We start from the raw sequence: 24,352 nt of genomic DNA, 5'->3' as shown, positions 1-24,352 counted from the left end.
GCCGGCGCGGCACGCAAATTAGTCGCTTTCCGACGCTATGAGGATGGCAGCACCATGAGGGAGCATGGGCATGTCATCCGCAGCGATCGCAGCGTCCGGCACGCCCGCGGAATCCGCTGCGAGCACGCTCGCAACGATTGCCGCGCATCGCTTCGGCTACGGCGTGCGGCCCGGCGAGGCGCCGGCGGCGGATGCCGCGGCGCTGATCGCGCAGGTGCGACGCGGCGTCGCGGAGGCCTGCCCGTTTCCCTATGACGGCATTGCCGGACGCCGGGCCAGCTTTGCGCAGTTTCGCGCCTTGTCGGAGGCGCAGCGGCAGGCGCGCCGCGACGGTACCGTTCGTCTCGTCGGGGACCGACCGGTCAATCCGGTGCAGATCGGGCTGGCGGCCGCCTTCCTGCGCGACCAGCACCTGAAGGTGCAGCACGCCGCCGCGTCGCCGAACGGCTTCTTCGAGCGGCTGGCCTCGTTCTGGTTCAATCATTTCGCCGTCAGCGCCGCGAAGAATCCCAACATGCGGCTGCTCGTCGGGCTCTACGAGGCCGAGGCGCTGCGGCCGAATCTCGCCGGGTCGTTCACGCCGTTGCTGCAGGCGGCCGTGCTGCATCCGGCGATGCTCGCCTATCTCGACCAGTCCCAGTCGATCGGGCCGGACTCGCCGGTCGGACTGGACCGGGGCCGTGGACTGAACGAGAACCTCGCTCGCGAGCTGATCGAGCTGCACACGATGGGGGCGGGCAGCGGCTACAGCCAGCAGGACGTGCGCGCCGCCGCCCTGGTGCTGACCGGACTGGACTACAATTCCTGGGCATTCGAAACGACCTTCCGCGAAAACCGGGCGGAGCCGGGCGTCCACCGCGTGCTCGGCCGGGACTACGGCGGGCCGGAGCGCCGGTACGGGGACGTGACGGCGCTGCTCGCCGACCTTTCCGGCATGGAGGCGACCCGCCGCCACATCTGCCGCAAGCTGGTCGTCCATTTCATCGCCGATGACCCGCCTCCCGAGGTGGTGGAGGCGATGGTGGCGACCTGGACGGCGAGCGACGGCAACCTGCTTTCGGTGTATCGGACGATGCTGGAGCATCCGCGCAGCTGGGAGCAGGCGGGGCAGAAGGCGCGGCAGCCGCTCGATTTCGTCGTCGCCAGCCTGCGGGCGCTGGACGTGCCGACCGAGGCGCTGGCGCCGCTGCCGGCGAATTCCGCAGGAGCACCGGCAATGGAGACCGATCCGGCACAGATGGCGGAAACTCCGCCAGGCGAGGCCGACAGGGCCGGAGAGATCGCGCCGCCGATAACGGCCGGAAGCGGCAGCGGAATGGCGGATCCCCAGACGGTCCCCGGAGCCGTCAACATGGCGGCACCGCCGATGACGGTAGCCGGCGGCGCCGGCGCGGTCATGGCGCCGACCGAGGACGGGCGCGTGCCGATCCGGGCCAACCCGTTTTCGGTCGCCGCCCTGCAGGCGCTCGGGCAACCGCTGTGGCGGCCGCCGAGCCCGGCCGGCTGGGACGAAGGCCTGTCGGCCTGGATCACCGCCAGCCAGCTGACGCAGCGGATCGGCTGGAGCCATCGGCTGGTGGCGCGCTTCGGCGGTGACCAGGACCCGCGTGCACTGCTCGGGACCGTGCTGGCCGATGCGGCCCGCGACGACACGATCGAGGTGGTGACACGGGCGCCGAGCCGGCAGGCGGGGCTTGCGCTGCTGCTGGGCTCGCCGGAGTTCAACCGGCGCTAGGCCGACCTGCTGCCCGGGTGCTGGCCCGGGGTGCTGACAGGTGCTGAACGAGGTGCCGAGCGGAAGCGGCGGGGCTCGGCCGGGCGCCCGGTGCGTAGGCGAACCGGGGCGCGTTCCGGAGATTCAGGGCTCGCGCGCCGGGGGAGAGGAGACGATGACGACCGAATTCAGCCGCCGTACCCTGCTTGCCGGCGCCTGCTGCGTGGCCGCAGCGCCGCTGGTGACGCCGGTCAGCTTTGCGGCGCTGCCGGGCGACAGGAGGCTGGTGACGATCGTGCTGCGCGGCGCGATGGACGGGCTGGCGCTGGTGCAGCCGCACGGCGATCCGGCCCTGCGCGCCCTGCGGCCGAAGCTGGCGCTCTCGGCGGAACAGGGGCTGGTCGATCTCGACGGCTTCTTCGGCCTGCATCCGTCCGCGCAGGCGCTGATGCCGCTGTGGCGGTCGGGCGAACTCGGTTTCGTCCATGCCGTCTCCACACCCTATCGCTCGGGCCGGAGCCATTTCGACGGGCAGGACATGCTCGAAAGCGGCGGCGCGGCGGTGCAGGAAGAGCGGACCGGCTGGCTGAACCGGGCGATCGCCGCCATCCCCCGCAGCGCCGGGCGGAAAGCGATCGACGTCAACACCACCTCCGAACTGATCCTGTCGGGCCCCAATCCCGTCGACGTCTGGACGACCCGCGCCGACCTGCAACTGGCGGAGGACGAGCAGGCCGCCTTCGTCCGGCTCTATCGCCACGACCCGCTGTTCGCCGCAGCCCTGAGCGAGGCGATGGAGACCGACCTGTTCTCCGACGGCATCTTCAAGGGCGAGAAACGGGGCGCGGGGGTGGCCGACGTGGCGAGGCTCGCCGCCGGAATGCTCAACGGCGAATATCGCATCGCCAGTTTCTCCATCACCGGCTGGGACACGCATATCGGCCAGGACAAGACGTTCGAACGGCCGGTGGCCGATCTCTGCGCGGCGATCCTCACCCTGAAAGCCCTCCTTGCCCCGGAGGCGTGGCGCCGGACGGCGATCCTGGCGATCACCGAGTTTGGCCGCACCGCGCAGGAAAACGGCTCGGGCGGCACCGACCACGGGACGGGCGGGGTTGCGGTCATCGCCGGCGGGGCGGTCGCCGGCGGCAAGGTGCACGGGGCCTGGCCGGGGCTTGCCGAGGGCAGCCTGCTGGACGGGCGCGACCTTGCGCCGACCACGGACCTGCGCCAGCTGGCGGCGGCGATGCTCTACCAGCAGTTCGCCATTGCGGCGCGCGACCTCGGTAGGGATATCTTCCCGGGGCTGGCGCTCGACAGGTCCGCGAGCTTTTTGCGCGGTTGAACGGTGCGGTTCGTCCGGTGCCGCTTGCCGAGGTCGTGGCTTGCGCTACTCGGCCGGCACGGCGGTCGGGTGGCCGTCGTGGTCGAGCGCGACCATGATGAACGTGGCTGCCGCCACCTTGTCGAGCTCGCCGGTCAGGTAGCGCCGGGCCCAGGCCTCGACCAAAAGCGTGATCGAGCTGCGGCCGACGCCGGTCAGTTCGGTGTAGACGTTGATCGTGTCGCCGATCCGCACCGGCAGTTCGAAGGCCATCTCCTTCACCGCGCGGGTGACGACGCGGCCGCGCGCCCGCTCGGCGGCGCGGATGCCGGCGGCAAGGTCCATCTGCGACATCACCCAGCCGCCGAAGATGTCGCCGGCCGCGTTGGCGTCGCCGGGCATGGCGAGCGTGCGGAGGGTCAACTGGCCCTGCGGGCCGTCGGTATCTGCCATCATTCGAACTCCCGTTGAAGGAAACCGTGTAGCCGACTCTCGGCGGCAGAGGAAGGGCAGCCGCGGCCAGCGGCGAGGAACTTTCCGTCACGCGCTAAGGCTGACTGCCGATTGCGGCGGGGCGGCGCGAAACACTTCGTTTACCCTGTCGGCCTAAAATTTGCCGGTGCCACAGGGCGTAAGCCGATCCGCGGCTCGTGCGGCAATTTTCACCCGATTGCGGACACAGGCGTCTGCACGATGGGCGGCAGAACGGCGGACCTTTCCGGGCAAGAGGCGGCATTCGTTACGGGAGACATGATGGGTACTGCGTGCTTTTTCTCCCGGCGAATGCCGCGCGCGCTGCTGGCGGCCGTGTTTGTCGCCGGCTGCTCGGGCGATCTGACGCCGCCGGTCGGCATCGATGGCGACAATACCGTGAATGCGATCACGCCCGCCCGTGCGATCGGCGCCGAGGGGGCGGCTGCCTATCCGACCGAGACCATGCCGGTAACATCGGCGGGCGACGGTTATGCGGTCGTGCCGGGCACGTCCAGGCAGCTGCCGATTATCGACAGCGACGCGGCGCTTGGCGCGAATGGTGCGGCGCGGGCGTCGATGGCGGGCGGCACCCTGCAGATCCCCGACGATGGCGTGAACATGGATGCGGGGCTCGGCGTGGGGGCGGCCCACGGATCGGGGCAGCAACCGATCCAGGGTCTGGCCGAGGCCCAGGCGGAAGAGATCGCCGAGGGCAACGCCACGCAGGTGATGGTCGACGGGATCGGCACGGATACACCCCGGCAGCTCGGTCAGCCGTTGCCGGTGCCGATGAGCCAGGCGGGCGGCGAGATCGGCCTGCGGGCGCCAGCGTCCGGGTCCAAGCCGGCTGGGCAGGATCAGCAGGTCGCCTTCATCCCGCGCTTCACCGATCCGATGGCGGTGCCGGAATCGCACGGCGGCATGCCGGCCGCGGAAAAGGCCTGCCGGCAGCGGCTGCAGCGGCTCGGGGTGACCTATCGCGACGTCCCGGCGTTCTCGAGCGGGCGGTCCTGCGGCATCGCCTATCCGATCGAGCTGCAGGCCCTTTCCGGCGGCATCCAGATCAAGCCGGCGGCGCGGGTCAACTGCCAGATCACCGAGGCCTTCGCGAAGTGGGTGAAGAACGAGCTCGCGCCCTCGGCGCGGCTTCGCTACCTCTCCGGCGTCCGCTCGATCCACCAGATGTCCTCCTATTCCTGCCGGACCATGAACTCGCAGCGCGGCGCGGCGATGTCGGAACATGCAAGGGGCAACGCGATCGACGTCGGCAAGATCGTGCTCAACAGCGGCAAGGAGATCCTGGTCCGAAGGAAGGGTTTCTTCGCCTTCCGCGAAAAGGGGCTGCTGAAGGCGGTGCGCACCGACAGCTGCAAGTACTTCACCACCGTGCTCGGTCCCGGCAGCGACCGATTCCACACGGACCATTTCCATTTCGACCTGCGGATGCGGAAGTCGGGCTACCGGCACTGCAGCCTCTAGCCACGCCGGCATGAAAAAGGGCCAGCGCGAAGACTGGCCGAAGGGGAACGACCGAAGCGGTCGATCTTGCGGACGGTTCATCCATCCGGTCCGCGGCGCGTACAGGGAAACGCAGGCGGTTTTCGCAGTCATTGCGAGTGGAAGCGCACAGGCGATGATCGTGCCACGCCTGTGCACCTCGATCGAGACAATGATTGAAATTCTTCGCGTTTGATGACAGTTGCGAACCTGTTCGACTCCTTGCGAGTCCTCGCCCCCTGTCTGGAGCCGCCATGCCCCCCGTCACCGACCTCATCGTGTTCGCCCTTGCGCTTGCCGCGGCGGGTGTCGTCTCGGGCCTGCTCGCCGGCATCTTCGGCATTGGTGGCGGGGCGATCCTGGTACCGGTGTTCTACCAGGTATTCGGCTATCTCGACGTGCCGGAGGCGGTGCGCATGCACCTGTCGATCGGAACCTCGATCGCCATCATCGTGCCGACGTCGCTGCGCTCGTTCACCGGCCACCGCAAGCTCGGCGTGGTCGACCTGGAGCTCCTGAAGGGCTGGATCGTGGCACTGCCGCTCGGTGCGATCCTTGCCGCGGTGATCGCCGCGCTGATCTCGAGCCAGGGGCTGCGGCTGATCTTCGTCGCCATCGCCTTTGCCGTGGCGCTGCGCATGCTGCTCGACCAGCCGCACTGGCGGCTCGGGCGGGACCTGCCGCCCAATCCGTGGCGATGGATCGCCGGCGTCGTCATCGGCACGCTGTCCGGGCTGATGGGAATCGGCGGCGGGGTGCTGAACAACACCTTCATGACCATGTATGGCCGGCCGATCCACCAGGCGGTGGCGACGTCGTCCGGCGTGGGCGTGCTGATCTCGATTCCGGGCCTGTTCGGCTATATCTGGGCCGGTTGGGGTGCGCCGGGGCTGCCGCCGCTGTCGACCGGCTTCGTCAACTGGATCGCCGTGGCGCTGATCATCCCGATCGCGCTCGCCGTCACGCCGTATGGCGTGAAGCTGGCGCATGCGCTGAGCAGGCGCCAACTGGAGATCGGCTTCGGCGTCTTCCTGCTGCTGGTGGGGGCGCGCTTTCTCTACAGCATCTACGGCTGAACTCAGGTTTTCACACCGGACGGGATGACAGGGCCGGTCCTTAGGTCCATATAGCTGGTCCTGCCTCCGTTCATCGCATGGACCGTTTCATGGCGCCTATCGTCCGCATCGAGAATCTCACCAAGAGCTATGCGACCGGCTTCCAGGCCCTGAAGGGCGTCAGCCTCGATATCGAGGAGGGCGAGATCCTGGCGCTGCTCGGCCCGAACGGCGCCGGCAAGACGACGATGATTTCGATCGTCTGCGGCATCGTCACGCCGACGAGCGGACGGGTGACGGTGGCCGGCCACGACGTCATCCGCGACTTCCGCAAGACCCGCGAGATCATCGGGCTGGTGCCGCAGGAGCTGACGCTGGAGGCCTTCGAGACGGTGTTCAACACGGTGTCGTTCTCGCGCGGGCTGCACGGCAAGAGACCCGACCCGGCGCTGATCGAGAAGATCCTGCGCGACCTGTCGCTCTGGGACAAGAAGGACACGATGCTGCGCTTCCTCTCCGGCGGCATGCGCCGGCGGGTGCTGATCGCCAAGGCGCTGTCCTACGAGCCCAAAATCCTCTTCCTCGACGAGCCGACGGCCGGCGTCGACGTCAGCCTGCGCAAGGAGATGTGGCAGCTGGTCGAGCGGCTGCGCGCCACCGGCGTCACCGTCATCCTGACCACGCACTACATCGAGGAGGCCGAGGAGATCGCCGACCGGATCGGCGTGATCGACAAGGGGGAAATCCTGCTGGTCGAGGACAAGGCGGCGCTGATGCGCAAGCTCGGCCGCAAGCGGCTGACGGTGGAACTGGCCGAGCCGGTCGAAGCGGTGCCGGCGGCGCTGTCGCACTACAATCTCTCCCTCGGCGACGACGGGCACACGCTGGTCTACGACTACGATACGGCCGGCGAGCGCACCGGCATCACCGGCCTGCTCGCAGCGCTCGCGGCCGCCGGCCTGCGGATGAAGGACGTGGCGACGGAGCAGAGCTCGCTCGAGGACATCTTCGTCGAACTGGTGGGAGGGGCGAAATGAACTTCGAGGCGATCAAGGCGATCTACAAGTTCGAGATGGCGCGCACCCGCCGCACCCTGCTGCAGAGCGTCGTCTCGCCGGTCGTGTCCACCTCGCTCTACTTCATCGTCTTCGGGGCGGCGATCGGCTCGCGCGTGCAGGAGGTGGGCGGAGTGCCCTACGGCGCCTTCATCGCGCCGGGCCTGATCATGCTGACGCTGTTGAACCAGTGCATCGGCAACGGCTCGTTCGGCATCTATTTCCCGAAATTCACCGGCACGATCTACGAGATCCTCTCGGCGCCGATCTCGACGGTGGAGATCCTGATCGGCTATGTCGGCGCGGCGGCGACCAAGGGGCTGATCGTCGGCACGATCATCCTTGCGACCGCCTCGCTGTTCGTCGACATCAGCATTGCCCATCCCTTGATGATGGTGCTGTTCTTCGTTCTGACGGCGGTGAGCTTCAGCCTGTTCGGCTTCATGATCGGCATCTGGGCCAAGGACTTCGAGCAGCTGAACCTGATCCCGATGCTGGTGATCCCGCCGCTGGTGTTTCTCGGCGGCAGCTTCTACTCGATCGACATGCTGCCGCCGTTCTGGCAGACGGTGAGCCACTTCAACCCGGTGCTCTACCTCGTCTCCGGGTTCCGCTGGAGCTTCTTCGAGATCGCCGACGTCAATCCGATCCTGAGCCTGGCGATCGTGGCCGGCTTCCTCGCAGCCTGCCTGTCGATCACCGCCTGGATCTTCCGGACCGGCTACAAGCTGAAGAACTGAGGGCGAGGCTGGGTCAGTCGCGCAGGCGAAGCTCGTCGCCGCGGATCTCGACGGAGCCGAGGCTGCCGAGAAAGTTCATGCCGAGCAGGCTCTGGTCGAGCTTGCCGGGGCCGGCGACCATGGCGCGGACGTGGCGGCGTTCGATCGGGCCGACCGCGAGGCTGTCCAGCCGAACCGGCGCGGCGACGCTCACGCCGTTCGCCGTCGACACCATCATGTTGAAATCCAGCGTCTCCGGTTCGAGGCCCAGCCTTTCGGCATCGGCATAGGAGAGCACCACCGAGCTTGCGCCGGTATCCACGAGCATGCTGACGTGCCGTCCGTCGATCTCGGCCTTCACCTGGAAATGGCCGTTGCCCATTTTGTGCAGCACGAGGATCTGCGCGCCGGACGAGTCGGTCGTCAGCACCGCGCGGCCGGGAACGAGGCCTGCGGTCATCCGGTCGGCGATCGAGGTGAGGTCGTCGCGATAGACGTAGCCGGCGACGAACAGCAGCGCGATCAGCAGCCACAGCGCGGCATTGCGCAGCGTCTCGCCCAGGCGCCGGCGGCTGGCGAGCAGGCCGGTCGCAATCAACGCGCCGATGGCGGCGAGCTGGACGAAATGGCCGAAATCGTCGTTCGGCAGCCCGAAGGTGCGGCCTGTCTGATGGTTCCACAGGAGCATCGCCAGGCCGAAACCGACAATGGCGATGAGGATCCAGAACCTCATATCTCGTCGCGCTCCCGGGCCATGCGCGCGCGCCGGGTCTCGCGGCGCGGCTTGCGTTCGACCGTGGCGAGCCGCGCCGGCAGGTCGGCCATGATGGCGCGGCGTTCGCCGGCGCTGTACAGCGTCCAGGCGCCGATCTCGTCGCGGGTGCGGCCGCAGCCGAAGCAGTAGCCGGTGACGTCGTCGATCGAGCAGACGAGGATGCAGGGCGATTCCATCGGGTCTCCAAATCTTTCCTGGACCGGTTGCGCTCCCACCGGTCGGCTCGCCGCTCAGGTCCTTCTGGCATGTCTCCCGCCAGGCGAGACACGCATTGATTTATATCGGCGGGTCAGAGCGCCAGTGCAAGGGCGGCAAGCGCGGCGATCTCGGCGAACTGTTCGCTTGCGCCGATCGTGTCGCCCGTGTGGCCGCCGAGCTTGTCGCGCACGACATCGGTGAACGCGAAAACGGCGGCAGCGACGGCAAGAGCGACCGAGGCGACGGCCAAAAGCGGCGCGTCCGGCAAGAGCAGCAGCGCCGCGATCGCCGCCCCCGACAGCAGGGCGGTGCGCGTCGCCTCGCCATCCGGCGCGCCGGCCGACGCGGCCACGCCGTCGGCGCGGGCGGGCGGCAGCATCGACCAGTGCCAGACCATCGCCGTCCGGCTGGCCGCGGCGACGGCGAGCAGCATCAATGCCGCGGTGACGGGGGTGAGCAGCGGAAGGATGGCGGCCAGCGCCGCCGACCGGATCCCGAAGGAGAGAACCAGGGCGACGACCCCGTAGGAGCCGCTGCGGCTGTCCTTCATGATCGCCAGCATGCTATCGCGGTCGCGTCCGCCGCCGAGACCGTCGGCGGTGTCGGCGAGGCCGTCCTCATGGAGCGCTCCGGTCAGGAGCGTCTGGACGGCCAATACGATGAAAGCCGAAAACAGCGTGGAAACGCCCAGCGCCTTAAAGATGGCCAGCAAGGCTGCGGCGGGAAGCGCGATCAGGACGCCGGCGACCGGAAAGGCGCGGACGGTGCGGCTGAGACGCCCGTCGTGGCCGGCGAAATGCCGCTGCGGCACGCGGATCCGCGAGAGGAAGGCGACGGAGCGCGCCACGTCGTCGATGTAGTCGCGGATGTCCACCAGCTTTTCCTCCTGGGCGCCATCGGCCGGCGCGGGCGCACCGGTCGCAAGACCGGAAGGCGATCGCACGCGGCCTGCAATGTATGCCTGTCCTGCATGCCGCAACGCACAGGCGGCGACAAGAACCGCCGCAATTGCGGTTGTCGGACTGGTTACCGATCTCTAATAGGAGGCATCCTCTCCTGCTTTGGAAGCTGAAAACAAGGAATTCCCCAAGATGAGTGCCAGCGGCCTGCCCTTCGATGATTTCCGTGAATTGCTGCGCAATCTGCCGGGCCCGGATTCGGCGGCGCTGGTCAAGGCGCGCGAACGCGACGCGCAGCTGACCAAGCCGGCCGGTGCGCTCGGCCGGCTCGAGGAGATCGCCTTCTGGCTGGCCGCCTGGACCGGCCGGCCGCCGGCGGTTACCCGGCCGCTGGTGGCGGTGTTCGCCGGCAATCACGGCGTGACGAAGCACGGCATCACCCCCTATCCGCCATCCGTCACCGCGCAGATGGTGGAGAACTTTGCCGCCGGCGGGGCGGCGATCAACCAGATCTGCGTCGCCTACGATCTCGGGCTGAAGGTGTTCGACCTGGCGCTCGACTATCCGACCGGCGACATCACCGAAGAGGCGGCGCTTTCCGAGCGCGACTGCGCCGCCACCATGGCGTTCGGCATGGAGGCGGTGGCCGGCGGCACGGACCTGCTCTGCATCGGCGAAATGGGGATCGGCAACACGACGATCGCCGCGGCGATCAATCTCGCCCTCTACGGCGGCACGGCGGCGGAATGGGTCGGGCCGGGCACCGGCTCGCAGGGCGAGGTGCTCGCCCGCAAGATCGCAGCCGTCGAGAAGGCGGTGGAGCTGCATCGCAGCCACCTCTCCGATCCGCTCGAGGTGCTGCGTCGGCTCGGCGGGCGCGAGGTCGCCGCGATGGCAGGGGCGATCCTTGCCGCGCGCATGCAGAAGATTCCGGTGATCCTCGACGGCTATGTCGCGACCTGCGCCGGAGCGATCCTGAGGGCGGCCAATCCGTCTGCGCTCGACCACTGCCTGATCGGCCACGTCTCGGCCGAGCCGGGGCATATGGCGGCCATCGACAAGCTGGGCAAGACGCCGCTTCTGGCGCTCGGCATGCGGCTCGGCGAGGGGACGGGGGCGGCGCTTGCCGCGGGCATCGTCAAGGCGGCGGCCGCCTGCCATTCCGGCATGGCGACCTTCGCCCAGGCCGGCGTCAGCAACAAGGACTAAGGCCGGCCCTTCACGGGCACGGCAGGGGCCGCAGATGCGGGCGGGTGCGCGCAGGCACGCTTGTCTGCGTTGCTCGATTTGCGGCCATGTTTCCGCCATCTAGCCCCGATACGGGGCCGATGCCGCCCGCAATGGTTTTTTTGTGCTTTGCTGGCATCATGTCATGTGCCGGCTTCCGAGACCGGGATAAGCGAGAGAAGAACGATGTCCATGGCTGAAGGCAGGATCGACAGGGGACCGGTGAAGAAGCAGACGGGGCTGCGGCATCTGTTCGCCGCCGCAAGCTACTCGCTCGGCGGGGCACGGCGCCTGCTCGGCGAGGCGGCCTTCCGGCACGAACTGATCGCCTTCGGCCTGGTGATGGCGGTCTTCGTGCTGGTCGGGGCGACCTTCTTCCAGTACGTGGCGATGGCGATCCTGTTCCTGCTGATGATGGCGTTCGAGGCAATCAACACGGCGATCGAGGAGATCGTCGACCGGGTGTCGCCGGAGATCTCGGAAATGGGCAAGCACGCCAAGGATCTCGGCTCGTTCGCCGTCTTCTGCCTGATCCTGGCGAACGGGGGGTATGCGGTGTACGTGATCGCTCTCGGGTTGTATTTTTGATTCCGACAATTTCACGTTGACTTGACATTTTCTGCGGGCGTATCCTCCTGCAAAGAGGGGGAGGGCAGTCCGTGCAGGGAATTGTTCTCGGAACCAATCTCGCCGAGCGGGCGGAGCACAATCGAAACCGGAAGGCGCTGTTTCTCGGCGAGGTGGCGCTGGCGCTGGTTGCTGCCGCTCTGCTGTTCCTGATCATCTCGCAGACGAGCGGACTTTCGGCCGCGATCGGGGTTGGCGGCCTGATCCTGGTCAGCTCGGCCGCCATCGGCGGCATGTTCGGCTTTCTCTTTTCCGTTCCGCGGATCCTTGCAAAGGACCCGCTGGCGCCGTTGCCCGACAACGAAGTGCGCCGGCCGGAGGAGGAAGGCAGGGGGAAGGATCGGAAGGTCAGCCTCCTGCGCTCGAATTCCAATCTGGAGCGGATCTCCGAATGGCTGACGACCATGCTGGTCGGCGTCGGCCTGACGCAGATCGGAACGATCGACGACCATCTCGCCGCCTTTTCCGGTTATCTGCGGACTGAAACCAGTCATCTGGGACCAGCCGGCGCGACGATTCCGGTCATCGGCCCGCCTATCCTCCTGTTCGGAATGGTGGCCGGTTTCATCTTCTTCTACCTCTACACCCGGCTCTATCTCTCGCCGCTGTTCCAGTATGTCGAGCAAATCTTGGGCGATGAGCCGGATGGTACGGCCAAGCTCGAACAGGGCGCCGAGGCGGTCATCAAGGAAGCCGCGCAGTTAAGCGATGAGAGCGAGGATCCGTCGGTCAAGCTGGTCTCGGGCGGCGCCGCTCCTTCGGTCAACCAGGGCCTCGATATCATCCGCTCCCTTCTCTACGTAGAGGGCGGCTATCAGCGGGCGATCGACCTCGGCAACAAGATCAGCGGCAGTTCGGCGCGCGGCAGTGCGGAGTACTGGCTGCTGATGGCTTGCGCCTTCGGGCAGAAGTACCATGCGTTGTTGAAGAGTCCGGATAGCGAGTCGCTGCCGGAACCGGAACGGCAAAAGCAGCTGAGCGAAACATCGAACAGCGTCCTGACCTGCGTCCGCAACGCCGTCAACCTCGATCCGGCCTACAAAGCGCGGCTTAAGGCGCTCTCCAATCCCGGCTCCTACGACAATGACCTGCAGGACTTCAAGGACGATGCCGCGTTCCTGGCGCTCGTGAGCTGACGGCAGCCGGCCACCCCTCAGGCGAAGCTGCGGCGGCGGGGGGCGACCGTCTTGATCGATTCGACCGGCGGCAGGCTTTGCAGCACCCGCTTGGCCGGGAGGATGGCGATGGCCTCGGTGCCTTCGCGCAGCTTCGACTTCAGGATGAACTCGCCATTGTGCTTGGCAAGGATCGCCTGGACGATCGGCAGGCCGAGGCCGGTGCCCTGTTCGGCGCTCTTGATGGCGATGGCGCCCTGGCCGAAGGCCGACAGCACGACCGGCATCTCTTCCTCGGGAATGCCCGGACCATTGTCGCGGATGGCGACATACTGGCCGCCGCCGGCGGTCCAGCCGACCCGCATGGTGATCTCACCGCCTTGCGGGGTGAACTTCACCGCATTCGAGAGCAGGTTGAGCACCACCTGCCGCATCGCCTTCTCGTCGGCCCAGACATCGGGCATGCCGGTCTCGAACTGTTCGGTGATGGAGATGTTCTTGGCCTGGGCGCGCAGCTGCACCATGCCGATGCAGTCCTCGCAGATGTCGACGAGCCGGATCGCCTCTTCCGTCAATTCGTAGCGCCCGGCCTCGATCCGCGAAAGGTCGAGGATCTCGTTGATGAGATTGAGCAGGTGCTTGCCGGAATTGTGGATGTCGGCGGTGTATTCCTTGTAGATCGGGTTGTCGAGCGGGCCGAGCACCTCGGTGGACATGACCTCGGAAAAGCCGAGGATGGCGTTCAGCGGCGTGCGCAGCTCGTGCGACATCGAGGCGAGGAAGCGGGACTTGGCGAGGTTGGCCTCCTCGGCCCGGCGGCGGGCCTCGTCCGACATCGACTTCGCCACCTCCAGTTCGACGATCAGGTCGTCCTTCTCGGACTGGAAGGACAAAAGTTGCGTGCTGGTGCGGCGGAGCCGGCCGGTGAGGATGGACAGAAAGACCAGTGCGACCGAGAGGATCGCCGTCATGCCGACGATCATCGGCTCGGGGGTGACGACGGCATATACGGCGAGGGCCGCCACGGTCGGGAGGAAGGCGCAGAGGACGGCGTGGCGCAGCATCAGCGCGGTCATCGTCGTGACGCAAAGGGCGACGAGCAGCGCGGTTCCCTTGTAGAAGGCGAAGGCGTTGCCGGTGCAGGGGTCGCATTCCTGCAGGGCGAAGACGGCCCATGCGGCGCCCATCAGCAACTGGGTGGCCAGAAGCAGGCGCCGCCAGCGTTGCAGTTCTTCCGGCGCAAGTCCCTTCGAGCGCACGTGGCGGGCCAGCAGCAGCCCGATGGCGTGCATGCTCAGCGCCATCACACCCCACATGACGTAGGTGGAATCGCGGCTGAAATGGGTGCCGATGCCGACCAGCGCGAAGATCAGCACCGGCATCGCAAGCGCGCCGCTCAGCACGGCGTCGATGTAGAGCAACAGCATCTCGCGCTCGAACACCGGCGGGGCTCCGGCGGCCGATTGCAGGCGCTCGCGGGTGACGCGGACGGCGCGCGAAACAGCCCGGTTGCGGTGGCTGCGCGATCGGTCGACGATGTTCTTGTCGGTCGTGGTGGTGGCCCCGGTACCCATGGGTTGTCTTGCGGTTGTGATCACGCGCCGGAGTGTAGAGGCAATTTCTTAAAAAGATGCTGCCGGGCGTTAGGAATTTGCAAAGGGTTTCGCCATTATGCGCGGCGCACCACACGGCATGAACGCCGGTCCGAGGCGCACCCGCTTCGGATACATCGAATGATTGAGGATAGTTTGGCGCGCAGTGGCATGAAGAGGCGCGACCTGGTGGTCGCGGTCGCCATCCTGATGCTGATGGCATTGATTGCCGCGCGGCTCGAGCAGCACGCCGGTTCCGAGGTTCTCGGGGGCACGGCCCGGGCGGCCGACGGCGACACGCTGACGATGAACGGCCTGCGCATCCGGCTGTCGGGCATGGATGCACCGGAACTGACGCAGCCCTGCCGCAGGGACGGGGCGGAATGGCAGTGCGGCGCGGCGGCCCGCGCGCGGCTGGCGGAACTCCTGCGGCAAGGGGCGATCGCCTGCACCCTCATCGGCACCGACCGCTACAACAGGACATTGGCGCGCTGCCGCGTCGGCGGCGAGGACCTTGGCGCGCGCATGGTGCGCGAAGGGCTTGCGGTTTCCTACGGCGACTATGAGGATGCGGAAGCGCTGGCGCGGGCGGAGCGCAAGGGCCTCTGGGGTAGCAGCTTCGAACGGCCGCAGGAGTGGCGGCAGCAGCACGGCCGGCCGCAGGAAGAGCCGCACGAGGTGGTCGGTGGCATCCTGGCGATGGTGCTGCGGGCGATCGGCCTGCAATGACGTGAGAGGCATGACGATGGCGGGCCAGGACGACGGACAGGGACGACCGCCGGAGACCGCCGCGCTGGCGGCCGCGATCGCCGCATGCCGCCTCTGCCGCGACGCCCCGGCCGGTGGGTCGGCCTTTTGCCTGCCGCACGAGCCGCGGCCGGTGACGGTGCTGTCGGACAAGGCGCGCATCCTGATCGCCGGGCAGGCCCCGGGCCTGCGGGTGCATCAGACCGGGCTTCCGTTCAACGACGCCTCCGGGGACCGGCTGCGCGACTGGCTGCAGGTCAGCCGCGAGCAGTTCTACGACCGTGACCTGTTCGCGATCGTGCCGATGGGGTTCTGCTTCCCCGGCTACGACGCCAATGGCGGCGACCTGCCGCCGCGGCGCGAATGCGCGCCGCGCTGGCGGGACAAGGTGATGGCCGCCATGCCGCAGATCGAGCTGGTGCTGGCGGTCGGCCAGTATGCGCAGGCCTGGCATCTGGGCGCCTTGCGCGAGAAAACCATGACGGAGACCGTGGCGGCGTGGCGGCGTTTCCTGTCGCGCAACGACGGACCGGCGGTGCTGCCGCTGCCGCATCCGAGCTGGCGCAACACCGGCTGGCTGAAGCGCAACCCATGGTTTGCGGAGGACCTGCTTCCGGAGTTGCGAAAGCAGGTGAAAACCCGCCTCGGCTGAAATGATGTTCTTTATTTCGCCACGAGAGTCGTCCTAATAGGAAATTCGTTTCAAAGGGCATCAATGCCGGTGGCCGGTTGCGGTCTCCGCGCGGTGCGCCGTGAGGATTGCCGCCGCACCGGCCCAAGGGGCAGGGCGGCGCGACAGGGAGAATTTACATGGATCGCCTCGACCGCAAGATACTTCGGCTGCTGCAGGAGGACTCCACCCTTGCCGTGGCGGATCTTGCAAAGAAGGTCGGCCTGTCGACGACGCCGTGCTGGCGGCGCATCCAGAAGATGGAGGAAGACGGCGTCATCCGCCGCCGCGTCGCGCTGCTCGACCCCGTCAAGATCAACACCAAGGTGAACGTCTTCGTCTCGATCCGAACGAATTCGCACTCGATCGAATGGCTGAAGCGCTTCTCGGAAGTGGTGGTGGATTTCCCCGAGGTGGTCGAGTTCTACCGGATGAGTGGCGACGTCGACTATCTCCTGCGCGTGGTGGTGCCCGACATCGCCGCCTACGATGCCTTCTACAAGCGGCTGATCGCGCGGATCGAGATCCGCGACGTCTCCTCCAGCTTCGCCATGGAGCAGATCAAGTACACCACCGAGCTGCCGCTCGACTACATGATGGTGGACAGCAAGTCGGCCGACGACTGACGCCGGCCGGATCCGGCTTTGACGGCCGATCTGAACTGGAGTGCAGTCGTGGGCGCGCGTTCCATGGCGGCGATGTCGGCCGGACCCGAAGTTGGTTGGGCGAGACATTCTTTCCAGGCTGAGGATGTCACCCGAAAGCCCGCAACGGCGTCCGGGCCAAGGCATGGAGCAGATCGCCTGAGATTTGTGTCAGGCGATCTGCTCTAGAATTTACTTCCGATCCAGCCGCGCCAGCAGCGAGGACGTATCCCAGCGGTTGCCGCCCATCTCCTGCACGTCGCCGTAGAACTGATCGACCAGGGCGGTGATCGGCAGCTTGGCGCCGTTGCGGCGGGCTTCCGCCAGAACGATGCCGAGATCCTTGCGCATCCAGTCGACGGCAAAGCCGAAGTCGTACTTGCCTTCGTTCATCGTCTTGTGGCGGTTCTCCATCTGCCAGGAGCCGGCCGCCCCCTTGGAGATCACCTCGACCACCTTCTCGATGTCGAGCCCGGCCCGCTTGCCGAAATGGATGCCCTCGGCAAGCCCCTGGACGAGGCCGGCGATGCAGATCTGGTTGATCATCTTGGTCAGTTGCCCCGACCCGGCCGGGCCCATCAGGCCGACCATGCGGGCATAGGCGTCGATGACCGGCCTGGCCTTGTCGAAGGTCTCCTGGTCGCCGCCGCACATGACGGTAAGCACGCCGTTCTCGGCACCGGCCTGGCCGCCGGAGACCGGGGCGTCGAGGAAGGCGCAGCCGCGGGCCCGTGCCGCTTCGTAAAGTTCGCGGGCCACTTCGGCAGAGGCGGTGGTGTTGTCGATCAGGATCGCGCCCGCCTTCATGCCCGCCAGCGCGCCGTCTTCGGCCGTGGTGACCGAGCGCAGATCGTCGTCGTTGCCGACGCAGACGAAGACATAGTCGGCGCCCTCGGCGGCCGCCGCGGGCGTGCTCGCGGCCTTGCCGCCGAACTGTTCGGTCCATTTCTCGGCTTTGGCGAAGGTCCGGTTGTAGACGGTGACGTCATGGCCGCCCTTGACCTTGAGATGGCCGGCCATGGGGTAGCCCATGACGCCGAGACCGATGAACGCGACTTTTGCCATGCTGGGTTCTCCTCTTTATCCGTGGTGATGTATCGGAAAGCGGGGCTCGGCGGAAGTGCTGCCGCCGGCCTCGGGTGTCGCTGCGTGGCCGAGGCTGCGGCTCGGGCAGCGGTTCAGGCGGGTGCCGGCGCGGGAACGAGCGGCATGAGCAGGAGGTAGCCGGCCAGGCCGCAGCCGATGCAGAACAGCGTCGCGCCGCCGAGCCGCGCAGTGAAGGCGCCTGCGCCGGCTCCGGATGCCGCCAGCCCCACTTTCGTGAGGAGATTGACGACGACGGCGATCAGAATGGCTGTCGCCGCCGTATCCAGCGAGATCGATCCGCCCGCCAGCCGAGCCGTTGAAAGCGTGATCGCATCGATATCCATGGTTCCGGAGATCGCGGCGACGGCGTAGAGCATGGTCGGACCGGTGTCCACGAGGACCTTGGAGACCCAGGTGATCGCCCCGAGCAGCAGGCCGAACTGCAGCACGACGCGGAGATCGAACGGGTTGGTCATGGTCAGTTCGGGGGCCTTGCCCCCCTCCGCGCCATGCCGGGTCGTCCAGAACACCACGGCGAGCATGGCCAGAAACCCAGGCACGAGCGATGCCGCCAGCGCAAGGGCGAGGGCAGGCGCCAGGATGAAGCTGAGGACGAGAACGCGCGCAAGCGAAAGCGCGCCCGACAGGATCGCGCCCGCGGCGAGCTGCCGGCCGCTCTCCGGTGCCTTCCTCGCGAAATTGGCGAAGGCCACGGTGAGCGCCGTGGAGGAGGCCAGTCCGCCCGCCGCGCCGGCGAACAGTACGCCGCGCTCGGAGCCGGCCACCCGCACCGCGATGTAGCCGGCGTAGGAGATCGCGGCGATCATCACCGTCATCAGCCAGAGCGTGCGGGGGTTGAGGCCTCCCCAGGCGTCGATCGGGCGATCCGGCAGCAGCGGCAGGGCCACGACCGTCATGGCGAGGAGGACAAGGGCGGAGCGCAGTTCGAGCCAGGTGAGCCGCCTCAGGAAGCCGTGCAGCCGGTCGCGGGCGGCGAGGAAGCCGGCGGTCACCACGCCCGCTGCCGCCGCCACGCGGGGATCGGCCACGACCGCGGCTGCGCCGAGCACGAACACCAGGATGGCGGCGATGACGCCGGTGACGCTGTAATCCTCCTCCTCCTCGGCTTCGCGGCGTTTGAAGAGGGTGAAGATCGCGCCGAACAGAAGCAGCAAGGCGATCGCGAAGGCTGTTCCTAAATAGGGCTGGAGATAGCCGGTCAGGCCGCCAAGCAGGCCGACCAGGGCGAAGGTGCGAATCCCTGCCGTGCGACCGCCGGCGCGAACGCTGCGTTCCTTCCAGCCGCGTTCGATGCCGACGAGGAGTCCGATCGCCAACGCGACGCCAAGGCGTTGAAATGCTTCGACAGTATCCATTCGGGCAGCATACCCGCCTGCCGGTCTGAAACAAGTCGCCCCCGGAGCACCGGCACAGTGCTCAGCAAGCCGGACAAGCGAGCGGCGGCAGGGGAGGCAGAAAGGGTCAGCGGGGCGTTCAGATGCCGGCGCCGCGTTCGAATACGGTGTGAGGGCGAACATCCTGCAGTGCCCAGGCGCGTGGCCCAAGGGACCTCGAGATATCGTTCCAGACCAACCGCAGCCGGCGGACATGGAGATCATCGCCGATCCAGCGCATGACGTGCTCGATGCATCTGCTCGTCTGTTCCGGCGTGGTGCCGATCACGGTGCGCGCCCAGGCGCAGTAGTCATCGATCGAGACGGCCGAGACCCTGCCGTCTTCGACGATGAAGGGCCGGCTGTTGCCGATCGTGGACACCGAACGCAGGTTATCGGTGGCTGCAAAGAGGATTCCGGCATAGATCGTGTCGGCTTCGTTCGGTTCTCCCGCGCTGTCGATGGCCCGCTCCAGGTCGAAGATCGTCCGGATGTTCAGTTCGCGCATCATCAGGAATTTTTCGATGCCGAGAATATGGCAGAGCTGGGCCTGCGCGACCCAATCGATGCACTGGTAGATGCCGTACGGCGATTCGATGTGCAACATGATCGGATTGGTGGAGGCCAGGTTCTGCACGTCGTAGATGCCGCAGTCCTCCAGGCGGAAGCGCGTCGCAAAGTCGATGCCGTCGATGACGTCCATCGGAGTGATGCGCGTCACGCTGTCGAACCGGTCGTCTTCAGACTTGAACCAGGCGATGAGATTTCTCGTCTTCGTGTAGACGAACTGCGTTGCAGCCCGCGGCATCAGGCCCAGGATCGGGGCGAGGGCGATCCAGACGCGTGGGATCGCCCCGCTGCGTGCCGGGACGCTGTCTTGTACCGGTGCCGTGAACACCAAGAACGGATCGTCCAGGGCCGCAAAGGCGATCATCGCGAAGATGCTGGCGGCGACGATCTCGACGGTCTGCTTGAGGAAGGTGAACGAACTGAGGTCATAGACGGCCAGGTGGCGCAGGAAGCTGCGAGCGGCGCCCACATAGGCGCCCACAAAGGCGAGGGCGCCGATGACGATGAGATTACCGTAGCCGGCTTCCGTCGCGCCTGCCGCCGCCGGCGCCGGTGCGTTGCAGCCGGCAAAAACGGTGCTGCCGCAGGTGCACGACACACTGATGAGGTTGCAGCGAAACGCCGCCATCAGCGCATCAAAACCGAGGTAGGTCACGATGATCAGTCCGATGGATGACACCAGGAGACGCAGGTCCCGGAGCAGCCCCTGCCGGCGGATGCGGTTCAAGAGGTCGTTGAGCGGGATGCCCGTCGGCAGGGCGGATCTCTTTGTCTCCCAGCCACCATCCGCGTCGACGTCGGACAGGTATTTGCTGCGGACGAACTCGAACGACGGATTGATCCGGTCCTCACCGGAGGATCCCAGGTGGTCGAAGGTGCGCTCGAAGTCGACGATCTGTCGAACACGGCGAACGCGGATTTCCTGGCGTCCGAAGATGATAAGGGCTGGCGTAAGAAGGGCCACAAGGAGGGCCCAGCCATTTATTCTCGCCCAGATGTAGAGAAGAGAGCTCGCAACATAGCCATGTGCTGCGGCGTCCGTTGCCGCTGTGACGTTCTCCATCGGCCGCGGTCCCCTCGGTGTGCGGGACATAGGCTAGGGAAATTGCCGCAGCGGCGCCAGAAGGTTGTGTCCCTCTCTCTTATGCGTCGCCCCGACGCCGTGCGACCACCAGGTGGCCGGGCGTCGGCTCGCCGTCCTCCATGCGCACGGTGATGTCGGCGATTTCGACCAGGTCGAAGCCGGTGGCGTCGAGCCGGTTGCGCACATAGTCCTCCGCGTGGGCGAAACGCTGGTGCGGCCCGACCATGAAGCCGCGGCCGGCGAAGGTGTCGGCGGACAGGGTCTCGGAGGAGAAGATGAACAGGCCGCCGGGGACGAGATTGTCGGCGGCGCCGAAGAACAGCGGCTCGAGCGCGCCGAGATAGGGCAGCACGTCGGTCGCGGTGATCAGGTCGAAGGGCTCTTCGTCGTTGTCGTCGAGGAAATCGACGGCTTCGGCGACGTAGAGGGTTTCGTAGAGATCCTTCTCATGGGCGATCTCGACCATGTTCTCCGACAGGTCGATGCCGGTGAGGTCCTCCACCATGTCGCGCAGCGTGCCGCCGGTGAGGCCGGTGCCGCAGCCGAGGTCGAGCATGCGCTTGAAGGGGCCGAGGCCCAGCGTCTGGAGCCGCTGGCGCACGAGCACCGGCACGGCATAGCCGAGCTGCTCGACGAGAACGTCCTCGAACACTTCGGCGTGCTGGTCGAACAGCGTCGTTACATAGGCATCCGGTGCCTTTTCCGGCGTCTCGCCGCGGCCCATCGAGGCGAGGCGAACGGCGGCGCCGCCGTGGTCGTCGGGATCGAGCGCCAGCACCTCGGCATAGGCCCTGGCGGCCGCGTCGAGATCTCCGGATTTCTCCAGGGCGAGGGCACGGTCGTAGGCTTGCGCGAGCGCTTCTTCGTCGATCTTTTTCATGGCCGTCGTCATAGGCCCGACAGCGGCGTTTGGCAACGGCGCGCAAGGGTGCAGGGCCGCTCGGCGGGGAAATTGACATTTCACAACGGGAACAAAGAGGAGCATCATTCTTTTCAACGGAAGGACGAAAAGGAGGAGACGATGGCGGGCGAGATTGCCGCGTTGTCCGCGCAGACCGACAAGAGTGACGTTTCCTCGCCGCGCCTGCCGGCGACGTCGATGGAATCGATGAACCTGATGGTGCATTACTATCGCGGCGAACTGGCGCGAATGGCCGGCTGGCGCGACCGGATCGACCGTACCAGCAACTGGGCGATCACGGTGGTGGCGGCGCTGCTCTCGGTGTCGCTGTCGACGCCGAGCTCGCACCACGGGGTGCTGCTGTTTGCGATGCTGCTGATCTCGCTGCTGCTGGTGATCGAGGCGCGGCGGTACCGCTTCTTCGACGTCTACCGGGCGCGGGTGCGCCAGATCGAGAAGCGCTACTTCGCCGAATTCCTGCTGCCGCGCGGCGACCTGCAGCCCGACTGGGCGGCCGCGATCGCCGCCAGCCTGCGCAAGCCGACCTTCCTGATCAGTTATCGAGATGCGGCGTGCCGGCGGCTGCGGCGGAACTATTCGTGGATGTACCTCATCCTGCTGCTGGCCTGGGCGCTGAAGATATCCTCGTCGAACCTGGCGGAGGGCAGCGGCGGTTTCGACGTGGCGATGTCGATCCATCGCGTCCTGAAGAACGCGGCGCTCGGGCCGATCCCGGGCGGGCTGGTGCTGGTCATGGTCGCGGCGTTCTACGGGCTCATTCTTCTCGCCGTGCTGCACAGGGAAAGCTCCGAGGGCGAGCGCGTGCGCGGCGAGGCGCACGTGTGAGATAGCCACCTGGCCCCCCTCAGTGCAGGATGAACTCGCCGTCCAGCGCCCGCCACTCGCTGGCCGAGATCAGCTTGCGGTGCACGTAGCGGACCGAGTGCAGCGGCCCGTCCAGTTCCTCCTGCCAGAACTTCAGGAACTGGCGCATCTCGGGAAAATCCGGCGCAAGGTCGTAGTGCTGCCAGATGAAGGTTTGCAGCAGGGCGGGATGGTCCGGCATGCGATAGAGGATCTGGGCGGTTGTGAGGCCGTAGCCCTTGAGCTGCAGTTCCAGGTCCGGTGTCATTCGTTCCTCGCCAGTCGGTGAATGATGACCTCATCATCGAACCGCTGGCGCGACGACGCAATCGCCGAAATGACGCCGAAGAAAAAATATCTTGTGGAAACAAGCCGTTGGCAGCAGAGCTAGGGGAGTGCTGCCAGCCGGCCTCAGCGCTTCAGGTGGCGGGTCAGCCGTGCCTCCAGCCACGCCCAGAGATTGCGCATCAGCTCGACGATCATCAGGTAGAGCAGCGCCGCCCAGAGATAGGTCTGGTAGTCGAAGGTGCGCGAGAAGGCGCGGCGCGTCTCGCCCATCAGGTCGAAGACGGTGACGATGGCGACGATCGCCGAGCCCTTGATCATCAGGATGATCTCGTTGCCGTAGGGGCGCAGCGCCACGATCAGCGCCTGCGGCAGGATGATCTTGAAGAAGGTGACGCGCTTGGACAGGCCGAGCGAGGCGGCGCCCTCATGCTGGCCGCGCGGAACGCTCTCGATTGCGCCGCGCAGGATCTCGGCCTGGTAGGCGGCGGTGTTGAGCGTGAAGGTGAGCAGCGCGCAGTTCCAGGCGTCGCGGAAGAAACCCCACAGGCCGATCGCCTTCAGTTCCGCCGAGAAGCTGCCGAGGCCGTAATAGACGAGGAAGAGCTGCGTCAGCAGCGGCGTGCCGCGGAAGAAATAGACATAGGCATAGGCGAGCCAGGACAGGATCTTGTTGTTCGACATCCTGGCGAAGGCGAGCGGCAGCGAGACCACCGCCCCGAGGCTGATCGACACGGCGACGAGCAGCAGCGTCACCCCGAGGCCCGACAGATAGCTCGGGCCGTACTTGGCGAACTTGTCCGGATCCCAGCCGTTGACGACGGTGAGGAAAATGCCGACGGCGAGCGCCAGCCAGATGCCGAGCGCGACGCTGCCGAAAAAGCGCGACAGCGTGTAGGGCCGCGGCGGTGCGGGCGGCGGCGCCTGCGGCGGAATGAGAGTGGTGACGACGCTCATCGAGCCACCTCCGAGCGCTTCACGCGCCGCTCGATCGCCGTGAAGGCGACGGACGACAGGAAGGCGAGGACGAGGAACAGGCCGCAGGCGAGGCTATAGAACAGGAACGCCTCCTTGGTGACGCGGGCGGCAATGCCGGTCTGGCGCAGGATGTCGGGCAGGCCGACGACTGAGACCAGCGCGGTATCCTTCAGTAGCGCCATCCAGAGGTTGCCGAGGCCGGGCAGAGCGATGCGGACCAGTTGCGGCAGCACGATCAGACGCATGGTGCGCCCCCCGTGCAGCCCCAGCGCATAGCCCGCCTCGTACTGGCCGCGCGGGATCGCCCGGAAGGCGGAGAGCAGCACTTCCGAGCAGTAGGCGGAAAAGACGACGCCGAGCGCGATCATGCCGGCGACGAAGGCGTTGATCTCCACCGCACCCTGGTAGCCGAGGGCGGAAAGCAGGTTCTGGGCGAGGATCTGCAGGCCGTAATAGACGATGAACAGCGTCAGCAGTTCGGGCAGGCCGCGGAAGATCGTGGTGTAGACGTCGGCGGCCAGCCGCAGCGAGCGTTCCTCGGACTGCTTGGCGAGCGCGATGAAGAAACCGACCAGCAGACCGAGCGGCAGCGTGGCGACGGCAAGGCTGGCGGTGACCAGGAAGCCGATGGCGATCTCGTCGCCCCAGCCGGTGTCGCCGCAGGCCAGCAGCGTGTTGCCGGCAAACCAGCGGAACACCCCGGCCGGGCCGCACAAGGGATCGATCAACCTGAGAAATGCGGAGATCGCCTCCGCTATGGCGGAAAAGAACCCGCTCATGCCCAAAGAACCCCCGGCGCGTCGCGCCCGTCGTTACGGCGCTTGCGCACGCCTTTGTTTGAGGTTGTTCTCAAACAAA

General features: G+C 66.9%; 25 protein-coding genes. 13 read left to right on the top strand and 12 right to left on the bottom strand.

The annotated features are described in order from the left end of the window. Nucleotides 1–70 precede the first annotated feature (70 nt). Both C7449_RS11535 and C7449_RS11530 read left to right on the top strand, forming a co-directional pair. On the top strand, nucleotides 71–1,735 hold the full coding sequence (locus C7449_RS11535) for a DUF1800 domain-containing protein (RefSeq protein WP_108003203.1): 1,665 nt from the start codon (nucleotides 71–73) through the stop codon (nucleotides 1,733–1,735). Nucleotides 1,736–1,889: 154 nt separating this feature from the next. Then, nucleotides 1,890–3,059, top strand: a complete 1,170-nt coding sequence (locus tag C7449_RS11530) for a DUF1501 domain-containing protein (RefSeq protein WP_108002942.1) — start codon at nucleotides 1,890–1,892, stop codon at nucleotides 3,057–3,059. Between the two features lie 45 nt (nucleotides 3,060–3,104). On the opposite strand, the gene C7449_RS11525 is transcribed toward C7449_RS11530, so the two are convergent. Then, on the bottom strand, nucleotides 3,105–3,491 hold the full coding sequence (locus C7449_RS11525) for an acyl-CoA thioesterase (RefSeq protein ID WP_108003202.1): 387 nt from the start codon (nucleotides 3,489–3,491) through the stop codon (nucleotides 3,105–3,107). A gap of 300 nt (nucleotides 3,492–3,791) precedes the next feature. Between C7449_RS11525 and C7449_RS11520 the strand changes: the two genes are divergently transcribed. The 4 genes from C7449_RS11520 (at nucleotide 3,792) to C7449_RS11505 (ending at nucleotide 7,859) form a co-directional block, all read left to right on the top strand. Beyond that, entirely contained in the window at nucleotides 3,792–4,991 is a 1,200-nt protein-coding gene (locus C7449_RS11520) for an extensin-like domain-containing protein (protein ID WP_108002941.1), read from the top strand. A gap of 272 nt (nucleotides 4,992–5,263) precedes the next feature. Further along, nucleotides 5,264–6,085: a sulfite exporter TauE/SafE family protein gene (locus C7449_RS11515; RefSeq protein ID WP_108002940.1), complete on the top strand. Its 822-nt coding sequence runs from the start codon at nucleotides 5,264–5,266 to the stop codon at nucleotides 6,083–6,085. A gap of 89 nt (nucleotides 6,086–6,174) precedes the next feature. Continuing rightward, nucleotides 6,175–7,101, top strand: a complete 927-nt coding sequence (locus C7449_RS11510; RefSeq protein ID WP_108002939.1) for an ABC transporter ATP-binding protein — start codon at nucleotides 6,175–6,177, stop codon at nucleotides 7,099–7,101. Then, a complete protein-coding gene (locus C7449_RS11505; protein ID WP_108002938.1) occupies nucleotides 7,098–7,859 on the top strand; it encodes an ABC transporter permease in 762 nt (253 codons plus the stop codon). Before C7449_RS11510 ends, C7449_RS11505 begins: the two co-directional genes overlap by 4 nt. A gap of 13 nt (nucleotides 7,860–7,872) precedes the next feature. On the opposite strand, the gene C7449_RS11500 is transcribed toward C7449_RS11505, so the two are convergent. The 3 genes from C7449_RS11500 to C7449_RS11490 all read right to left on the bottom strand — a co-directional run bounded on the left by C7449_RS11500 (nucleotide 7,873) and on the right by C7449_RS11490 (nucleotide 9,688). After that, a complete protein-coding gene (locus tag C7449_RS11500; protein ID WP_108002937.1) occupies nucleotides 7,873–8,571 on the bottom strand; it encodes a retropepsin-like aspartic protease family protein in 699 nt (232 codons plus the stop codon). Then, a complete protein-coding gene (locus tag C7449_RS11495; RefSeq protein ID WP_108002936.1) occupies nucleotides 8,568–8,789 on the bottom strand; it encodes a DUF1289 domain-containing protein in 222 nt (73 codons plus the stop codon). Before C7449_RS11495 ends, C7449_RS11500 begins: the two co-directional genes overlap by 4 nt. Before the next feature lie 113 nt (nucleotides 8,790–8,902). Then, entirely contained in the window at nucleotides 8,903–9,688 is a 786-nt protein-coding gene (locus tag C7449_RS11490) for an adenosylcobinamide-GDP ribazoletransferase (protein WP_108003201.1), read from the bottom strand. 214 nt (nucleotides 9,689–9,902) lie between these two features. On the opposite strand from C7449_RS11490, the gene cobT reads away from it, so the two are divergent. The 3 genes from cobT to C7449_RS11475 all read left to right on the top strand — a co-directional run bounded on the left by cobT (nucleotide 9,903) and on the right by C7449_RS11475 (nucleotide 12,700). After that, nucleotides 9,903–10,919 (top strand): nicotinate-nucleotide--dimethylbenzimidazole phosphoribosyltransferase, encoded by a 1,017-nt coding sequence (cobT, locus tag C7449_RS11485; protein WP_108003200.1) that lies wholly within the window; start codon nucleotides 9,903–9,905, stop codon nucleotides 10,917–10,919. Between the two features lie 204 nt (nucleotides 10,920–11,123). Further along, complete coding sequence (locus C7449_RS11480; RefSeq protein ID WP_108002935.1) at nucleotides 11,124–11,525, top strand: diacylglycerol kinase; 402 nt, start codon at nucleotides 11,124–11,126, stop codon at nucleotides 11,523–11,525. Between the two features lie 71 nt (nucleotides 11,526–11,596). Beyond that, the gene (locus C7449_RS11475; RefSeq protein ID WP_108002934.1) at nucleotides 11,597–12,700 is read left to right on the top strand and encodes a hypothetical protein; all 1,104 of its coding nucleotides are present in this window, start codon (nucleotides 11,597–11,599) and stop codon (nucleotides 12,698–12,700) included. Between the two features lie 17 nt (nucleotides 12,701–12,717). On the opposite strand, the gene C7449_RS11470 is transcribed toward C7449_RS11475, so the two are convergent. Next, complete coding sequence (locus C7449_RS11470) at nucleotides 12,718–14,253, bottom strand: sensor histidine kinase (protein ID WP_108002933.1); 1,536 nt, start codon at nucleotides 14,251–14,253, stop codon at nucleotides 12,718–12,720. A gap of 189 nt (nucleotides 14,254–14,442) precedes the next feature. Here C7449_RS11470 and C7449_RS11465 point away from each other — a divergent pair, with 189 nt between their 5' ends. The 3 genes from C7449_RS11465 (at nucleotide 14,443) to C7449_RS11455 (ending at nucleotide 16,314) form a co-directional block, all read left to right on the top strand. Next, nucleotides 14,443–15,000, top strand: a complete 558-nt coding sequence (locus C7449_RS11465) for a thermonuclease family protein (RefSeq protein WP_210204722.1) — start codon at nucleotides 14,443–14,445, stop codon at nucleotides 14,998–15,000. A 16-nt stretch (nucleotides 15,001–15,016) separates the two neighbouring features. After that, nucleotides 15,017–15,670, top strand: a complete 654-nt coding sequence (locus tag C7449_RS11460) for a uracil-DNA glycosylase family protein (RefSeq protein WP_108003199.1) — start codon at nucleotides 15,017–15,019, stop codon at nucleotides 15,668–15,670. A gap of 158 nt (nucleotides 15,671–15,828) precedes the next feature. Beyond that, complete coding sequence (locus tag C7449_RS11455) at nucleotides 15,829–16,314, top strand: Lrp/AsnC family transcriptional regulator (protein WP_108002931.1); 486 nt, start codon at nucleotides 15,829–15,831, stop codon at nucleotides 16,312–16,314. Nucleotides 16,315–16,524: 210 nt separating this feature from the next. Here C7449_RS11455 and C7449_RS11450 read toward each other — a convergent pair whose 3' ends face one another. The 4 genes from C7449_RS11450 to C7449_RS11435 form a co-directional block, all read right to left on the bottom strand. Continuing rightward, nucleotides 16,525–17,397 (bottom strand): NAD(P)-dependent oxidoreductase, encoded by an 873-nt coding sequence (locus C7449_RS11450; protein WP_108002930.1) that lies wholly within the window; start codon nucleotides 17,395–17,397, stop codon nucleotides 16,525–16,527. A 113-nt stretch (nucleotides 17,398–17,510) separates the two neighbouring features. Then, entirely contained in the window at nucleotides 17,511–18,794 is a 1,284-nt protein-coding gene (locus tag C7449_RS11445; protein WP_108002929.1) for an MgtC/SapB family protein, read from the bottom strand. A gap of 118 nt (nucleotides 18,795–18,912) precedes the next feature. Then, nucleotides 18,913–20,445 carry a hypothetical protein gene (locus tag C7449_RS11440; RefSeq protein ID WP_146165070.1) on the bottom strand — a complete coding sequence of 511 codons (1,533 nt, stop codon included), beginning with the start codon at nucleotides 20,443–20,445 and terminating at the stop codon, nucleotides 18,913–18,915. Nucleotides 20,446–20,524: 79 nt separating this feature from the next. Next, the gene (locus C7449_RS11435; RefSeq protein WP_108002927.1) at nucleotides 20,525–21,346 is read right to left on the bottom strand and encodes a class I SAM-dependent DNA methyltransferase; all 822 of its coding nucleotides are present in this window, start codon (nucleotides 21,344–21,346) and stop codon (nucleotides 20,525–20,527) included. 141 nt (nucleotides 21,347–21,487) lie between these two features. Here C7449_RS11435 and C7449_RS11430 point away from each other — a divergent pair, with 141 nt between their 5' ends. Next, nucleotides 21,488–22,213 carry a DUF2270 domain-containing protein gene (locus C7449_RS11430; RefSeq protein ID WP_108002926.1) on the top strand — a complete coding sequence of 242 codons (726 nt, stop codon included), beginning with the start codon at nucleotides 21,488–21,490 and terminating at the stop codon, nucleotides 22,211–22,213. 19 nt (nucleotides 22,214–22,232) lie between these two features. Here the strand turns inward: C7449_RS11430 and C7449_RS11425 are convergent, their stop codons facing one another. From C7449_RS11425 to C7449_RS11415, 3 genes are all read right to left on the bottom strand, one after another. After that, the gene (locus C7449_RS11425) at nucleotides 22,233–22,499 is read right to left on the bottom strand and encodes an usg protein (RefSeq protein ID WP_108002925.1); all 267 of its coding nucleotides are present in this window, start codon (nucleotides 22,497–22,499) and stop codon (nucleotides 22,233–22,235) included. Nucleotides 22,500–22,642: 143 nt separating this feature from the next. Continuing rightward, nucleotides 22,643–23,473, bottom strand: coding sequence for an ABC transporter permease (locus C7449_RS11420; RefSeq protein ID WP_108002924.1), 831 nt, complete (start codon nucleotides 23,471–23,473; stop codon nucleotides 22,643–22,645). Next, on the bottom strand, nucleotides 23,470–24,273 hold the full coding sequence (locus C7449_RS11415; RefSeq protein ID WP_108002923.1) for an ABC transporter permease: 804 nt from the start codon (nucleotides 24,271–24,273) through the stop codon (nucleotides 23,470–23,472). The genes C7449_RS11420 and C7449_RS11415 overlap by 4 nt, the downstream gene beginning before the upstream one ends. Nucleotides 24,274–24,352: the final 79 nt, after the last annotated feature.

Origin of the sequence: Mycoplana dimorpha (genome assembly GCF_003046475.1) — a bacterium.
Taxonomy (GTDB): domain Bacteria; phylum Pseudomonadota; class Alphaproteobacteria; order Rhizobiales; family Rhizobiaceae; genus Mycoplana; species Mycoplana dimorpha.
Note: the sequence above shows the minus strand (reverse complement) of the source record. Positions and strands in the feature narration are given on the sequence as shown.